Raw genomic sequence first — 16126 nt, 5'->3', positions numbered from 1 at the left:
TGGTGCCAAACTCTTTGTTCCTAAACAATAAAGTTTCCATTATTGATGAAGATAAGCAATGACGGCGCAGCTTTGGGATAAGGTTGCCAATCAGGTCAATTTCAATCTGGAAATCGATGTGCAGCGCTTCTGCCACTTGGTAAAACCCGACGCCAGAATACTGGACTTTGGATGCGGTTATGGCCGGATAGCCAAGCAGCTAAAACAGTTAGGCTATCCTGAAGTGCTGGGGGTCGATCCCTCAACCGCCATGATAAAGCGCGGCCTCAGTCTGTACCCGGACATCAATTTAATTCAGCTGCCACAACTTCCATTGCCTTTTGCCGATGAAACATTCGATGTAGTGCTGAGCTGCGCCGTTTTAACCTGCATGTCATCTGAAATAGCGCAAAAAGCCGCCATATTGGAGCTTAAACGCGTGCTTAAGCCGGGTGGCTTGTTCCACCTGAGTGAGTTTTGCGCCCCCATTGCGAAACGTTTCACCTCACGGCTGGGTACTCCTATGTGTTACCACACGCCCATGCAGTTGCAGGAGCTGCTGGAAGACTTTGTCGACCTGAAAGATGAAGTCACAGCCTGTAGAACTTTGGCCGGCGATACGGCTCAATGCTATCGAGCCTTTGCCAGAAAACCGCAGCAGCTTTAGCTTAATTACGATAAATAGTCTGGATCAGATGAAAACCAAACTGGGTTTTGACCGGGCCATGCACTTCCAGCACCGGCTTTTTGAACACCACTTGATCGAAGGCCTTAACCATCTGGCCCGGACCAAACTCCCCGAGATCGCCACCGCGTTTTTTTGAAGAGCACTGAGAGTATTGTTTCGCCAGCTTGCCAAAGTCCTCTCCTTTGGCGATCCGGGCCTTGAGTTTTTCCGCCTCTTCACGGGTTTTAACCAAAATGTGTCGGGCACAAGCTCGGGCCATGTTGTTTCTCCTGAGTCATCTTCGTTTGCTAACCATTAGCAGACGATTTTACCATAATCTTGGATCCTCCCTTCATTCGATATGAAACAAGCTGCACTATGTTGACCTTATTTGCCTGGGGCAAGCTTTAGCCAAACCTATGTCAGAGCTTCAAAATAGCTTCTGCCACCGCTCTCCTACTACAAAAGTCCCAATCCCCCGGACTATTGGTGACCCTAACGGCCCGTGCTATAGTGCCCAATGCTTACAACCATTTTGATACAAAACAAAAACAAGCAACAACAAACTGTCAACCAAGTGGAGTCGTGCCATGAAGATACTGTCTTACCTCCCTTTAAGCTGTACCCTATTGCTCAGCGCTTGTGGCGGTGGTGGCAATGATAATGGCGGCGACCTTATCCCTCCTGTCGTTACTCCACCTCAGGCCTTGTCTCGCTGTGAGCAACAAAGTGAATTCAACAATCAAACAACAGCATCCGGTCTGGTTTTTAAGTTGCAAAGCCGTTATTTAGCCGGCCAGCAAAGCAGTGTTATTGCCACTATGGGCACGCTCAACAGCCGTAATATGCAGTTCCAATGGCAGCAGTTGTCCGGGCCCGGTGTCGATATGAGCATCAATGACAGCCCAGTGCTGGCGTTTGTAGCGCCACAAAGCGGTGATTACCGCTTTCAGTTAAATGTCAGCGGCAATGATCTCAGCCTGCAGGAGACGGTTACCCTGACAGTAGCAGCGGGAAGTGGCCTAAATATCCGCCAGGATCACCAAGTGGTAGAAGGCAATAATGTCAGCGTACGACTGGATAGAGTCAATGGCGCTGCGGCAAACAATATCAACTGGTGTATTGCTGCCGGGCCTGACCTTAATCTGGACTTGTCCAATCTTGAGCGTCCCTTATTTGTCGCCCCCGGGGTTAGCCAGGATACGGGGGTGATCTTGCGAGCCAGCGCCAGTGTCAATGGTGAGATCTTAAGCGATGAAGTCAGCATACTGATAACTGATGAAGCGCAAATTACCTCAGAGTACTTTGATGCGCCAGTTGCCCGCACTCATGCCTACAGGCGAAACTCGCCCTATGCCGATGTACTAAAACGCTGCACTTATTCCAATCAGTTGAGCGCTTGCCAGCTTAGTACCCTGCCCTTGATTGGACAAGTCGGCACCGGCATCAGTGATAAAGAAGCGATAATGGACCGGGTACTGGTATCCCACGATTGGATGGGGCGTAATTTTGAAGCCTTTATCGATCAAATGGACACTCATGGTGACTTTGCCACCTTATTGCAATCTGTCACCGCCGTGGTGATAAGCTACGATGTCCGTCCCTCCTTTTATTGGGTGGTTAGCGGCGCCATCTATCTGGATCCGGAAGATCTTTGGTTGACGGCTACTGAGCGCGACAGCATCAATGAAGCGCCGGATTACCGTGCCGGTTTCGGTAATGAGCTGCAGTTCCTGATCCCCTGGCGTTATGTCAAAGACAACGATTATGCTTCTGTCTATCGTGATCGCAACCAGCGCAGCAATCGTCCTATCAGTGAGTTGACTACCGATCTTTCCTCGCTGCTATACCACGAGTTGGCTCATGCCAATGACTTTTTCCCGCGCAGTGTTCATTCAAGCCTTGAGGGACCAACTTTGCTGGATGATTATTACCGGCGCACGGCGCAAAAAGCCTTGATATCGGATCAGCTCAGCAGCGCTTATCCGCTTAATAGCACAGAAATGAGAGCCCTGGCCAGCGTAAGCTTTATGGGCGAAACCGCCACAGCGACCCAAAAGGCATACTCGCCCGGGGATGTCAGCGGCTTCTTCTTTGCCGACAGAGCCAATGACTTTTACAACTACAGTACCTCCAGGGAAGATGCCGCCATGCTGTTTGAAGAAGCCATGATGAGTTACCGTCTTGGGATGCAGCGTGATGTGGCAGTGACAGACAAACCCGCAACCGTGACCGCAAACAGCATCAGTGTCGACTGGGGCCAACGGGGACGGATCGGTGCCACCGAACTTAGAAACCGAACAGGTTTGGTGTTGAGCGAGATGATGCCTGAGCTCAATAATCAGCTGCTGCTGGATAGTTTGCCGGCGCCGCTGCAGATGCAACCAGGCTTGAGTTGGGCAGCCAACCTCGGCATATCACCCACGCCCATGGCGCCAAAGAGCAATATCCAGCATCAACAACAGCGTGAACAAACTCAAGTGCCGCTGCGTTTGAGTGGCGATCGCCACAGAGCTCCTGTGGGTGTAAACAGACACTGATTGTTATTTTAGTTTGTCATAGTATAAAAAAGCGCTGCTCTAGGGCAGCGCTTTTTTACTATCTTTAGCGACTTAAAGACTAAAGCCGTAGCATCTCTTTGATAAAGGGAATGGTCAACTTACGTTGATGAACCATAGACGCCTTGTCCAGCCTATCCAGTACATCGAACAGGGTACGTAAGTCTCTGGCTAAACGATTAAGCAGAAAGCGGCCTACATCTTCCGGTAACTGTAGGCCACGCATGGCAGCGCGACGTTGCAATGCCACCAACTTTTCTTCATCGGCCATGGGCTGGAGCTGATAATTGAGTCCCCACTGCATCCTTGAGACCAGATCCGGCAAGGCAAAACCGGCATCTATAGGCGCTGCGCTGCCACTGACCACCAGAGCACAATGTTTCTGTTCGGCTACCCGGTTATAGAGATCGAATATCGCCTCTTCCCATAAAGGATGGCCGGCAATCGCATCGACATCATCAATACAAACCAGATCGAGCTGCTCCAACCCTTCAAGTAAAGCGGTGGAGATACTGGCATGAATACCCAAAGGAATATAAAAACTGCTGCGTTCCAACTCATTGGCGTGAGCACAGGCGGCGTGCATCAAATGGGTTCTACCCGATTTTACCGGTCCCCATAAATAAACGGCTCCCTGGCTGTGGCCTTCGGCACAGGCCCTCAGAGTCTGGATAAGTTCATCGTTTCCTGCCGCTGGATAGTAACTGTTAAAAGTCTCATCGTCCGGCAAGTGAACGGGCAGTGAAAGTTGCAAGGGTGAGTTTTGTGTCACTCAGGATCGTTCCCAATCGCGGTCAATCAAAAATGCGGGCGCCAAGTCTAGCATGACTGGCGCCGCGGTTAAAACCTCAACGGCTGTGCCACTGGTAAGGACCTAAGGGCTGGCTCACATTCTCGTTGAATTTTGTGGTCTCGGATGCCTGCGGCAATGAGTTAAAACCATCGTAACCCTGGCCGTCGGCGACATCTTGAAAACCGCTCTGGGCCGAAGATAACCGAGGCTCCAAACGCAACAGGTTTTTCAAGTCGTCTTCCGAGCCAAAAAGTTGCACCTTAAAAGTAGCGCTATCACCCTGCAAAGTGCTAAGGCTTGCTTCACGCACCGCGCTGAGTTGATTGAGAAACGCTTCAATTTCCACCAACTGCTTCATCTGGCTGATGCCGGTAAAACGTACCTTGCTCAGCAAACCATCCCCAGAGTCGGCTATGGCGTACCGGGACACAAAGTAATCGGACAGTGACAACATCATCTCGGCCACAGCCTCGTCTTTACTGACAGCTTGTCCCTGACGATTGAGCAGAGGCTGGCCGAAGGACTGACTGATATCCGTCTTGGGATAAAGTACCAATTGATAGTTAAATTCACTGCCATTTGCCTCAAGTGCGCCCATCGCAAAGAAGTCCGCCTGATAGCGAGTTGAGGCGGTAGCAACAGTATCGGCAAATAAACCGCGCACGTCATTGACATTGATACGCATCAAATCATCAAGATCCATCAAAGGAAACATCAGCGGCACACCACGTTCCATCGAAGCATCGGCAAACGCCTTGCGCTCTTCAGCGCTTGAGTCATCACTTAGGATAACTCTTTCATTGTTGATATCCGTACTGAGCCAAAACAGAGTTAAGGGACGCTGTTTGCCCCATACAGGCAAGCCGGCTTCACGCAACATGTCGACTATCTTCCGGTGTTCGAAATTAGCTTTTAGCTTGAGCCCTTCTTCAGTATCAAGATAACCAAACTGACTGACCAGGGCATCGGCATTGGCAAGTTTGGCTTGGATCTCCGGGCTTTCGAGAGCACTGCGTGAGCCGGAATTTTTTAAAATAACATCTTCCAATGCCTTCTTGAGCCCCTTGCTCTTCTCGGCACTGGATCTGGACCCAACGGCTACAGTAGCTTCATCCAGCTGTTTAACCTCAACAGCCTGAACCAAAGTCGTGGCGCAGAACAGGGAAAGAAAAACAACTGGCTTTACAAATAAATTCAGCATCTTTGCGACGGTAAAAAGTGGTCGGAATGGCAAAAGTGTATCATATATGCCCCACTTGGCGAGCCGGTGGAGATGAAAAACCTGCCTCTTGGTTCATCTCGGGTTCAACTATGGAAATTGTGAAAAATTTGATCTAAAACGGCAAATAGCCCCCCACGCTTTGTGGCCATCTGGTAATATTGGCCGGTTTAACCACAATACGGATAAAAAAATGAAATACCTTGCCCGTCCTCTGCAAGGCGCACAAATGTTATTTGTCGCTTTCGGAGCCCTGGTGCTGATGCCGTTGCTCACCGGCCTCGATACCAGCGTAGCCCTGTTTACCGCCGGATTCGGCACCCTGTTATTCCAACTGATCACCAAACGTCAAATCCCTGTTTTCCTCGCGTCGTCTTTTGCTTTTATTCCACCTGTTATGTATGGCGTCCAAACTTGGGGTATCCCTGCCACCATGGGCGGGTTGATGGCAGCCGGCTGTGTCTACCTAATGCTGGCCTCTGTGGTAAAACTGCGTGGCAGCGGCATTATTATGAGGCTTCTGCCCCCTGTGGTTGTGGGGCCGGTTATCATCATCATAGGTCTCGGCTTGGCACCGGTTGCGGTGAATATGGCGCTTGGTAAAAGTGGAGATGGCAGCCAGGTGCTTGTTGCCCAAGATACCGCGCTATTTGTTTCTCTGGCATCACTCCTGACCACCATAGCCGTGGCCATTTTTGCCAAGGGACTGTTGAGGCTGATGCCGATCCTGGCCGGCATTATAGTCGGTTACAGCTTGAGTCTGTATTACGGCATAGTGGACTTCAATGTTGTACACGAAGCCGCCTGGCTGGCCATGCCTAACTTCGTCGCTCCCGAATTTAACTGGCACGCCATAGCCTTCATGATCCCGGTTGCCATCGCCCCGGCGGTGGAGCACATAGGGGATATTCTGGCTATCTCCAATGTTACCGGTAAAGATTACCTGAAAAAGCCCGGCTTACATCGCACTCTTGCCGGTGACGGTGTTGCCACCATAGCAGCTACCGCTTTTGGCGGCCCACCCAATACCACTTATTCTGAGGTCACAGGCGCAGTAACCCTGACGCGCAACTTTGATCCGAGAATTATGACCTGGACAGCCATTACTGCTATTTTGCTGGCCTTCGTCGGCAAGTTGGGGGCTCTGATGCAGACCATTCCGGTACCTGTAATGGGCGGTATCATGTGTCTGTTGTTCGGCTCTATCGCTGCAGTGGGCCTCAACTCATTGATCAAACACCAGGTGGATCTCAGTGAACCTCGCAACCTTTCTATCGTTGGAGTGACACTGGTATTCGGTATCGGGGGGATGGCTTTCGGTATCGGTTCATTCAGCCTGACCGGCATCAGCCTTTGCGGTATCGTAGCTATATTGATGAACCTGTTGCTGCCAAACAGCAAACCTCACGCGAGCAAAACAGGTAACTCTGTAGCAGATGAAACCTAAGCTGAGTACTGGCTGCGTTAGAACATATTAATTAAAAAACCGATGGCGTTGTCATCGGTTTTTTGACTTATAATCTGTCATTTCCCAATGGGAAGCATAAGAACACATAACGAGCCTCACAGACTCGAATAAAAACCGTCTGGGATGTTCAGAAAACAAAAATCCCCAGGACATACCCGGGGATTTTAGGTCACTGTTTAGAGTTCAGGTTAGGGCTCAAGCCACTATGATAAAGCCAACAAAAGTCAGTGCCGCTGCGATTAAGGCATAAGGCAGTTGAGTGACTGCGTGGCTTACCAGATTACAGCCGGAGCCTTGCGCCGCAAGGACGGTGGAGTCTGAGTAGAAACATGCCTGGCTACCAAAGGATGAAGCTGACAACAAGGCGCCTATCACCAAGGGGATATCGGCACCAACAGATTGCGCCAGCGGCATTACAATAGGAATGGTCACCGCAAAAATACCCCAACTGGAACCTGTGGCAAAGGCCAGAATTGCCATGGCTACAAATACCACTGCCGGCAAGAGCTTAGGTGTCATAAAGGGACTCAGGGAGTCGATGACATACTGAGGCAGCAGCAGTTGATCGCAAACATCCTTGAACACAAAGGCGGCGATAACAGTGCCTATAGCCGGTAGCATGCTCTTGAAGCCATCTATCATCTGATCCATCATTTCGGACAAGGGCATCAAACGCTGTACCGTGTAATATGGCAAGGTAATCACCAAGGTTGCCAACAAGCCTTTCCATACATCGATATCGAAGTAGACGGTAAAGCCAACCAACAGCAAAATAGGTACCAGGAAATTATGTAATTGTCCTTGCTTATCGGCCAGCTCAAACTCCTCTTCCATCGCGCGCACGGCATATTCATCCAAGGTCTGGACTTCATCAAAATTTGTTTGTTCTTTGGCTGGACTACCGGCAGCCGCAGCAAGCTGTGCTTTTTTCATTGGCCCTATGGCCGGGACTATGCCGAGAATCACCAACAACACCATGGCAACTGCCAACCAGGCATAAAACATGTACGGGATTGCCTGCATATAGATTTGGATCCCCTCACCTTCGGCAGCCACTCCGTTGTTGACCAAGAGCCCGCCGAAAAAGACCGCCCAGGTAGATAGCGGCACCAACACGCACACTGGCGCAGCGGTAGAGTCGACCACATAGGCCAGCATCTCACGGGAGATCTTGAATCTGTCGGTGACCCGTTTCATGGTTTCACCGACCGTGAGCGCATTCAGGTAATCATCAATGAAGATAACCAGGCCAAGTACAAAGGTCATTAGCAGGGACGAGCGCGGCCCCTTGGCTAACTTAATTGCCTTGCGGCCAAAGGCCAAGGCACCGCCGGTGCGCACCAATAAGGCAATCAGGGCACCGAAACTGCCACACACCAGGATTAACCAACCTATGGTCTCATCGGCCATCACTTTGAGTGAAATATCGGCGAAGTTATTCAGTACCTGACTGGGATCCAAAAGTAACAGACCACTGACCGCGCCTATGATCAACGCCAGGATGGGACGACGCAGCCAAATGGCCAGCACCAATACAACAATGGGGGGAACAAGACTTAACGCTGTCGGCTCAGACATGCACTTAGGTCCTCAAAAAGATGGCCTTACGGCCCTATAAAGTCATGTGGGGCGTTCAAGACACCGCCAAAACAACTGCTTTATTTACGGCTTTCCGCCAGACGGACAGTAACAACTGGTCGCTTTTGTTGGAGCCTTGCTAAAAACATCGCGCAGAAAATAATGCTCAACTGCATATGAGTCAACCATAATCTGAATCAGTCAGCGCAAATTTTGACCTTGCAGGCAATTACCGAAAAATTTCTATATGATTCAATAGCTTTTACATGCACATTTTAAGCCCTTTTAGTGCTATTGACATATAAGCATTCAGTTAAACTGCCTTTTTATTTTAAACAATGTCAAATGAGTTTTGTGCTAATCACCAGTACCTTGGAGATTAAGCAGTTTTAAATACTGATATCCAACAAATTAGCAGTCGCATCATCTTTTAACTGGCATATTTGTTTGACGTGAAAAGATAAAAATTCTGTTAAAAGCAAAAAATATGGCTCACCCCCCCTTTCTAAGATGCTTTAAATTAGGTATCGTGCCGAAGGTTAAACTCTTTCATATCAGCCAGTTTCGAGGTAGTAATGCGGCCAATCATCAAATCCAATAAGCTCGACAGTGTTTGTTACGATATTCGAGGACCGGTACATAAAGAAGCACGTCGGTTGGAAGATGAAGGGCATCGTATTCTTAAACTCAATATAGGTAACCCGGCCCCCTTTGGCTTTGAAGCCCCGGAAGAGATAGTTCGTGACGTCATCCTCAACCTGCCATCGGCTCAAGGGTATTGTGAGTCCAAAGGTTTGTTTTCTGCCCGTAAGGCGATAGTGCAGCATTACCAGTCCCAGGGGATCTTCGGTGTCGATATTGAAGATATCTATATAGGTAATGGTGTTTCCGAACTGATAGTGATGGCCATGCAAGGGCTACTCAATACCGATGATGAGGTGTTGGTTCCCTCCCCTGACTATCCACTATGGACCGCGGCGGTTAACCTGGCCGGCGGCAAGGCGCGCCACTATCGCTGCGATGAAGCGGCCGACTGGTTTCCCGATCTTGAGGATATCAAGAGCAAGATTGGCCCAAGAACCCGCGGAATTGTGATTATCAACCCCAACAATCCAACCGGTGCCGTATACAGTCGCGAGCTGTTGCTGGAGATTGTTGAGTTGTGCCGGCAACACTCCATCATACTGTTTGCCGATGAGATTTATGACAAAATTCTTTACGATGGCGCTGTGCATATCCCGGCCTGCAGCTTGTCGGACGATATTCTCACAGTGACGTTTAATGGCCTTTCCAAAGCCTATAGAGCCGCCGGTTTCCGGGTCGGTTGGATGATGCTGTCCGGCAATCTCAAGGCGGCGCGAAGTTATATTGAAGGGCTGGAGATGCTCTCCTCTATGCGCCTTTGTGCCAACGTGCCCAATCAACACGCGATTCAAACCGCATTAGGTGGTTATCAAAGTATCAATGAGCTTACCGCCATAGATGGCCGCCTGACCCAACAGCGGGATATCTGTTATGAGCTACTCAATCAAATTCCCGGCGTGAGCGTGGTGAAACCCAAGGGTGCCATGTATGCATTCCCTCGCCTCGACAGCAAGCGTTTCGGCCTCAGGGACGATGAGCGCCTGGTGCTGGATCTACTGAAAGATAAGAAAATTCTCTTGGTACAGGGCACTGCCTTTAACTGGTCAGAGCCGGATCACTTACGAGTGGTGTTTCTTCCTCATAAGGAAGACTTACAGCGGGCCCTGCTCGCCTTCGGTGACTTCCTCGAGTACTACCGCCAATAACAAATGCCAGCCGCCCGTCGAGGCGGCTTTTTTATCGCCGCCCGGCACTGACAGCCTTTAACCACTGAGGTAAAGTAAGGGAAACGCGCAAAAACTTAGAGAAGTTGTATGAGTCACCTTTTTGCCCACCTGGCCAGGATGAAGTTAATTCAGCGTTGGCCTTTAATGTATAACGTCCGCCCCGAGAATGTGCAGGAACACTCATTGCAGGTCGCCATGGTGGCCCATGCGCTGGCCATCATCAGTAACCGTAAATTCAATGGTCAGTATTCGCCCGATCGCGCCGCTACCCTGGCCATCTTTCACGATGCCGGCGAAATTCTTACCGGCGATCTGCCCACTCCGGTCAAATACTTCAATGCCGAGATAGAAGCCGAATACAAGAAGATTGAAGCCATAGCCGAAGCCAGGCTGCTGGAGATGGTGCCCGAAGAGTTTCGTGACGACTACCGCTCGCTGTTTATCAGTGATAACGCCGAGCTCAGCCATCGCAAGTTGGTCAAGTCCGCCGATACTCTGTGCGCCTATCTTAAGTGTCTCGAAGAAAAGCGTGCAGGCAACAACGAGTTCAATAGTGCCCGCAAGCGACTCGAAACCATGCTGGATGCCAACCCCGACCCGGCAGTGGCGTATTTTCGCGAGCATTTTATTCCCAGTTTCACCCTGGATCTGGATGAGATCAATCAACTGCTCTAGCAGGAGATATTATGAGCCAAGCCCACTGGCAAGCCAGGCGCGAGCCCAATAACAGTCAGCGCCGCGACGATAATCGCAGTCCCTATCAGAGAGACAGAGCCAGAATTCTGCACTCTGCCGCCTTTCGGCGCTTACAGGCCAAGACTCAGGTACTTGGGGTGGGCATGAACGACTTTTACCGCACCCGCCTGACCCACTCACTGGAAGTCTCGCAAATAGGCACGGGCATAGCCGCCCAGCTGAAGCAGCGCTATCCCGAAATGGCCTTTTTGCTCGATTCCATGAGTCTGCTCGAAGCCCTGTGTCTCGCCCACGATATCGGCCACCCACCCTATGGCCATGGCGGTGAGGTGGCGCTCAACTACATGATGCGTGAGCACGGCGGCTTTGAAGGCAATGGCCAGACCTTCAGAATTCTTACCCGGCTCGAACCCTATACCGAACACTTTGGCATGAACCTAACCCGGCGTACCCTGCTCGGTGTACTCAAATATCCAGCGCCGGTACGTACGCTGAGAGTCGATAGACCCCAGCCGGAACTGAGTCACTATCGTCAGTTAAGGCCGAGCCAATGGCCGCCGGTCAAAGGGGTTTTCGATGATGATGAAGCTATCCTCGATTGGGTGCTTGAGCCGCTGGATAGTAAAGACAAGCAAGGCTTTCTCAGCCACTATAGCCCGGGCGAAGGGCTGCACCATCGCACCCGCTATAAATCATTCGACTGCACCATTATGGAGCTGGCCGATGATATCGCCTATGCGGTGCACGATCTCGAAGATGCCATAGTGATGGGAATTGTCACCTGCTCCAATTGGCATGAGGATATGCGTGCACCGCTGCAAGCCATTGAGGATGAATGGATCCAAAGCCAGCTCGGGAATATTGAGCTCAAGCTGTTTTCCCGCAAACATCACTTGCGTAAGGATGCCATAGGAACCTTGGTAAATGCGCTGGTAACCGCCATCAGAATCGACCAAACTCCGGACTTTGCCGAACCCTTGCTGAGATTCAATGCCAAGTTGGAGCCGGCCTTTGCCGAGCTATTGGAACTATTGAAGCAGTTTGTACTTAAACATGTGGTACGTAAGCCCGAGATCCAGATGCTGGAGTACAAGGGGCAACAGATAGTGATGGAGCTGTTTGAAGCCTTTGCCTCGGATCCCCTGAGGCTTTTGCCTCACAACACACAATCTCGTTGGCAGCAAGCCAACAACAAGGGCGAAAACAGCCACAGAGTAATAGCAGACTATATCTCGGGAATGACAGATGAGTTTGCCGCCAGGTTACATCAGCAACTGTTTAGCCCAAAGGGCGGTGCCATCATAGACTTGAGCCAGAATTATTGACCACATCAAGCCAATGCCGTTCAGTTAATAATGGGTCGAAAAAATTGATCTTCATTTCACATGAGGGGAATACGATTTACGCAGGCTTTGCCATATCGTTGCGAAGGGGCGAACTCATCAAGGCAGGCCGTATAATAGCTGTTATTTTTTGATGATTTATACCAAGGAGGACATGGCGGTAGTTTTACCATCATGAACCACTACATGATTGATCATGAGCAATCACTCTAGATGGCTGCATAGCCGCTTGATGTTAAAACGTGATTGAAAAAGAGGGTTACCTTTGTTGGGTAGCCATCTAGGGAAATATTCGGAAAGCTAGCTATGGAAATAAAAAAGAGGCCGCAAATTTGCTTGGCCTCTTTTTTAATATGGTACCCGAGGACGGACTTGAACCGTCACGCTGTTACCAGCGAGGGATTTTAAATCCCTTGTGTCTACCGATTCCACCACTCGGGCAAATTGTGCGACAAGGAGCATATCTCATCGTCGCTGAAAGAGTGGAGGCGCGACCCGGAGTCGAACCGAGATCGACGGATTTGCAATCCGCAGCATAGCCATTCTGCCATCGCGCCCCAAGCCGTAAGGCTGGGATTGGAGCGACATATCGGGTTCGAACCGATGACCTGTACCTTGGCAAGGTACCGCTCTACCAACTGAGCTAATGTCGCATCACTTGTTTGCTTCATCTTCCGAGTTGACAATCAACAAAGGTACCGACCTTCTGTTTTACCAACTGAGCTAATGCCGCATCGCTTGTTTGCTTCATCTTCCGAGTTGACAATCAACAAAGGCACCGACCTTCTGTTTTACCAACTGAGCTAATGTCGCATCGCTTGTTTGCTTCATCTTCCGAGTTGACAATCAACAAAGGTACCGACCTTTTGTTTTATCAACTGAGCTAATGTCGCATACCAGTTCCGCTATCCAAGCGAAAGCCAGAGTCTTATCCCCTGACTGCGGAATGGCATTCTACCGATTTAAGGGCGGGAGTCAATCGGCAAATAAGCATTTTTATATCAAAATGGCTTGAATGCTGGCAATTTACTCAACAGGGGACTATTTCCGGTCAAAATGATTAAAATGCAATCTGATTCAGTAGCTTGTCGACTCCCTTCCCTATCAAATGACATCCTAAAAAACCTTGTACAACGCCTCTCTAAAATCACTTCTCAAACGGTCCGAGGTGAATCCAATAATATTCAGGCTTGGATATAACAAGGCCCGGTACTCAGACCGGGCCTTGGCTATTAAGAGTCGGAATTAATCTTCAGACAATGGCAGAGACAAGTAGTTAAGACCTAACATCTTCTGCATTACACCCACCACCTGGCAGCTATAACCAAACTCATTGTCATACCATACGTAGAGGATGGCGCGCTTGCCATCGGCGATAGTGGCTTGAGAGTCAACCACGCCGGCGTAGCGTGAACCCACCAGATCACAAGAAACGATTTCCGTAGACTCGGTGAAGTCAACCTGGTTTTGCAGCTCTGAATGCAGCGCGATATCACGCAGATACGCGTTCATATCTTCTTTGCTGGTTTCAGCATTCAGGTTCAGACTAATGATGGCCATAGACACATTAGGAGTCGGCACCCGAATCGCATTACCGGTCAGCTTACCGGAAAGCACCGGCAAGGCCTTGGCAACGGCTTTGGCGGCACCGGTTTCGGTGATCACCATATTCAGCGGCGCGCTGCGACCACGACGGTCGGCTTTGTGGTAGTTATCAATCAGGTTTTGGTCATTGGTATACGAGTGGATAGTTTCCACGTGACCATTTTCGATACCGTACTTATCATTAACGGCCTTCAATACAGGCGTAATGGCGTTGGTGGTACAGCTGGCAGCAGAAACAATAACGTCTTCCGGCAGAATATCGCTGTCGTTAACACCAAAGACTATGTTCTTGATACTGCCTTTGGCAGGTGCAGTCAGTAGAACCTTGGATGCACCAGGGCTCTTAAGGTGCAGACCCAAACCGTCTTCATCTTTCCAGATACCTGTGTTATCGACCACCAAGGCATCAGTAATACCATACTTGGTGTAATCCACTTCATCGGGTGAGTTGGCGTAAATCACCTGAATATAAGTACCGTTGGCGATGATGGCGTTGTTCTCTTCATCCACCTCAACCGAACCGTTAAAAGGTCCGTGTACTGAATCACGGCGCAGTAGGCTGGCACGTTTTTCCAGATCGCCCTTACGGCCACCGCGCAGTACGATAGCGCGCAGGCGCAACTTGTTGCTGCGACCGGTTTTTTCGATCAACAGACGGGCCAGCAGACGACCGATACGGCCGAAGCCGTACAGTACGACGTTGCGTGGTTCAACTTCATCTTTGCTTTCAATGGCACTGGCCAGCTCGCGGCTCATATAAGCCTCGATTTCGCTGCCATCGGTATGATTACGCCAGTACTTAACCGCCAGTTTACCTATATCCACTTTGCACTGTTTGACATCCAGTTTGCTCAGGGCTTCTACGAAGGGGAAGCTCTCACGCAGGCGCAGCTTGTCGCCCACATGGCGACGAACCAGACGATGGGCCTTGATAATATCGATAGTGGAGGCGATCAGCAGGGGTTTACCATAAACCACCACTTCTACGCCCTGATTGCGATACAACTTGCCCAACAGGGGCTGCATGGCCTCTGCCAGTTCGAAGCGTTCTTGCCAACTTTGTAGGTGTTTATCAGCGCTCATTTACAGATCCTTTATCTCACTTTTCCACTTAAATTAACGGGAAAGGTTTGAGTAACAAAAAGAAAAGACCAATAATCATATTTATGACAGCTAACCTGCCCCTCTTTGGTCGGCGCTATTGTAATGAAAACTGCAGCTTCAAGCTAGTAGGAGATTTTCGCTAAATCTCTAATTAAATTACAGATTTAACCATGTGGAGCGTATTTTGACGCGTAATCTAGTAATAATTACATCATTTATCCTTATAGCATGGGTTAGTGGCTGTGATAACGGCGGTAACCCCGCCACTATTTGTAAGAATAATCCTGAACTTTGTGACGATTTGCATAAGGATAGCTGGTGCAGGCGGGAAAAAAACAGTCTGATTATTCAGCGCTACCAGGTCAAAACCACCGCTGAACCCTCAGGTGAGCAAATTTATCACTTGCTCACTAAACTGGAAAACTACAACCGCTGTGTGGGACTTGCGTCCGGAGTACAACATATTCTCAATCCAGAGCGCACCAATGACAGAGCCAGAGCCTATGGTTTAAGCGCGCAAAGCCTGTCTGAGCTGCAGGCCTCCACCAAGGGCAGTAATGACATTTATATTGCCTTCTATCACTGGGCACATTTAGGTGACGATGCGGCGCTCAAGGTATTGCTTGAAGCAGAGAAACAGCAACAGATAGATTCATCCGAGATCCTTGCCGGGCTAGCGGGCTATTATCTCAAGTTTGATGCCATCAAAGCGAAACAACTCTATCTTAAAGTGTTTTCAAAAAGTACAGATAAGAACTTCGACCCCGATTGGTTATTGGGGCTGGCGAGTGCTTCCCGGCAGTTGCAGGATATGGAGCAGGCCTATCTGCTTTCAAGAACCAATCTACTGTTGACCGACAACCCGGTCGATGAGGTCCAGCTTCAGGCCATGATAGGCAACAACAGTCAGCTGAGTACTCATTTGGATCAACAGGCAAGTAGTCTGGCGGACGCTCTCAAAAGCGGTGATTACCTTGAGAGTGACTGGCCCAAACGCCTGCAAGGCAATGCGGGGACACAAGTTGCTCCTGAGGTTGGAGCAACACAAGCCGCAAATAGCAAACCCATTGATAGCGACAGTAAGCTTGAGAAAAGCGCCGAAGCGGCCAAACAAAACTGATGATCTATTCTCCGGGCGGCAAATTACTTGCCAGTTTGTAATTTACGCCTGTCGGTCGCACAATTAAAGCATTGTTTCGCGACCGCTGTAATAAAAACACCTAATTTGTTAACGGAATAGCCAGTTACAGCGTGATTTAACTTGACGACCCGCGACACTTTTGTAATTTTACTACCAATTACTGT

The 16126-nt window shown here is 49.7% G+C and carries 12 protein-coding genes and 3 tRNA genes; 7 read left to right on the top strand and 8 right to left on the bottom strand.

Annotation, left to right across the window (positions count from 1 at the left end; all coding sequences use genetic code 11):
- The first annotated feature begins 58 nt into the window (after positions 1–58).
- Positions 59–646, top strand: a complete 588-nt coding sequence (locus tag RC73_RS01195) for a class I SAM-dependent methyltransferase (RefSeq protein ID WP_039032927.1) — start codon at positions 59–61, stop codon at positions 644–646.
- A gap of 1 nt (position 647) precedes the next feature.
- Here the strand turns inward: RC73_RS01195 and RC73_RS01190 are convergent, their stop codons facing one another.
- The gene (locus RC73_RS01190; RefSeq protein WP_039032926.1) at positions 648–926 is read right to left on the bottom strand and encodes a peptidylprolyl isomerase; all 279 of its coding nucleotides are present in this window, start codon (positions 924–926) and stop codon (positions 648–650) included.
- Positions 927–1236: 310 nt separating this feature from the next.
- Between RC73_RS01190 and RC73_RS01185 the strand changes: the two genes are divergently transcribed.
- On the top strand, positions 1237–3186 hold the full coding sequence (locus tag RC73_RS01185; protein ID WP_039032925.1) for a PKD domain-containing protein: 1950 nt from the start codon (positions 1237–1239) through the stop codon (positions 3184–3186).
- A gap of 79 nt (positions 3187–3265) precedes the next feature.
- Here the strand turns inward: RC73_RS01185 and hda are convergent, their stop codons facing one another.
- Complete coding sequence (gene hda / locus RC73_RS01180; protein WP_039032924.1) at positions 3266–3976, bottom strand: DnaA inactivator Hda; 711 nt, start codon at positions 3974–3976, stop codon at positions 3266–3268.
- Between the two features lie 76 nt (positions 3977–4052).
- Positions 4053–5198 carry a DUF2066 domain-containing protein gene (locus RC73_RS01175; RefSeq protein ID WP_082014207.1) on the bottom strand — a complete coding sequence of 382 codons (1146 nt, stop codon included), beginning with the start codon at positions 5196–5198 and terminating at the stop codon, positions 4053–4055.
- Between the two features lie 211 nt (positions 5199–5409).
- Between RC73_RS01175 and RC73_RS01170 the strand changes: the two genes are divergently transcribed.
- Positions 5410–6663, top strand: coding sequence for a uracil-xanthine permease family protein (locus tag RC73_RS01170; protein ID WP_039032923.1), 1254 nt, complete (start codon positions 5410–5412; stop codon positions 6661–6663).
- Positions 6664–6879: 216 nt separating this feature from the next.
- Here RC73_RS01170 and RC73_RS01165 read toward each other — a convergent pair whose 3' ends face one another.
- A complete protein-coding gene (locus tag RC73_RS01165) occupies positions 6880–8262 on the bottom strand; it encodes a Na+/H+ antiporter NhaC family protein (protein WP_039032922.1) in 1383 nt (460 codons plus the stop codon).
- Positions 8263–8837: 575 nt separating this feature from the next.
- On the opposite strand from RC73_RS01165, the gene RC73_RS01160 reads away from it, so the two are divergent.
- The 3 genes from RC73_RS01160 to RC73_RS01150 all read left to right on the top strand — a co-directional run bounded on the left by RC73_RS01160 (position 8838) and on the right by RC73_RS01150 (position 12094).
- Positions 8838–10052: a pyridoxal phosphate-dependent aminotransferase gene (locus RC73_RS01160; RefSeq protein WP_039032921.1), complete on the top strand. Its 1215-nt coding sequence runs from the start codon at positions 8838–8840 to the stop codon at positions 10050–10052.
- A 108-nt stretch (positions 10053–10160) separates the two neighbouring features.
- Positions 10161–10748 (top strand): 5'-deoxynucleotidase, encoded by a 588-nt coding sequence (gene yfbR, locus RC73_RS01155; RefSeq protein ID WP_039032920.1) that lies wholly within the window; start codon positions 10161–10163, stop codon positions 10746–10748.
- Between the two features lie 11 nt (positions 10749–10759).
- Positions 10760–12094 (top strand): anti-phage deoxyguanosine triphosphatase, encoded by a 1335-nt coding sequence (locus RC73_RS01150; protein ID WP_039032919.1) that lies wholly within the window; start codon positions 10760–10762, stop codon positions 12092–12094.
- A gap of 372 nt (positions 12095–12466) precedes the next feature.
- Here the strand turns inward: RC73_RS01150 and RC73_RS01145 are convergent.
- The 4 genes from RC73_RS01145 to RC73_RS01130 all read right to left on the bottom strand — a co-directional run bounded on the left by RC73_RS01145 (position 12467) and on the right by RC73_RS01130 (position 14800).
- Positions 12467–12553 (bottom strand) — tRNA-Leu (locus RC73_RS01145).
- A gap of 42 nt (positions 12554–12595) precedes the next feature.
- Positions 12596–12669, bottom strand: a tRNA-Cys gene (locus RC73_RS01140).
- 20 nt (positions 12670–12689) lie between these two features.
- Positions 12690–12765, bottom strand: a tRNA-Gly gene (locus RC73_RS01135).
- 592 nt (positions 12766–13357) lie between these two features.
- Positions 13358–14800 carry a glyceraldehyde-3-phosphate dehydrogenase gene (locus RC73_RS01130; RefSeq protein ID WP_039032918.1) on the bottom strand — a complete coding sequence of 481 codons (1443 nt, stop codon included), beginning with the start codon at positions 14798–14800 and terminating at the stop codon, positions 13358–13360.
- A 193-nt stretch (positions 14801–14993) separates the two neighbouring features.
- On the opposite strand from RC73_RS01130, the gene RC73_RS01125 reads away from it, so the two are divergent.
- Positions 14994–15941 carry a DUF2989 domain-containing protein gene (locus RC73_RS01125; RefSeq protein WP_313954996.1) on the top strand — a complete coding sequence of 316 codons (948 nt, stop codon included), beginning with the start codon at positions 14994–14996 and terminating at the stop codon, positions 15939–15941.
- Positions 15942–16126 lie beyond the last annotated feature (185 nt).

The sequence above is a fragment of the Shewanella sp. ECSMB14102 genome (assembly GCF_000813075.1).
In the GTDB taxonomy this organism is placed as follows: domain Bacteria; phylum Pseudomonadota; class Gammaproteobacteria; order Enterobacterales; family Shewanellaceae; genus Shewanella; species Shewanella indica.
Note: the sequence above shows the minus strand (reverse complement) of the source record. Positions and strands in the feature narration are given on the sequence as shown.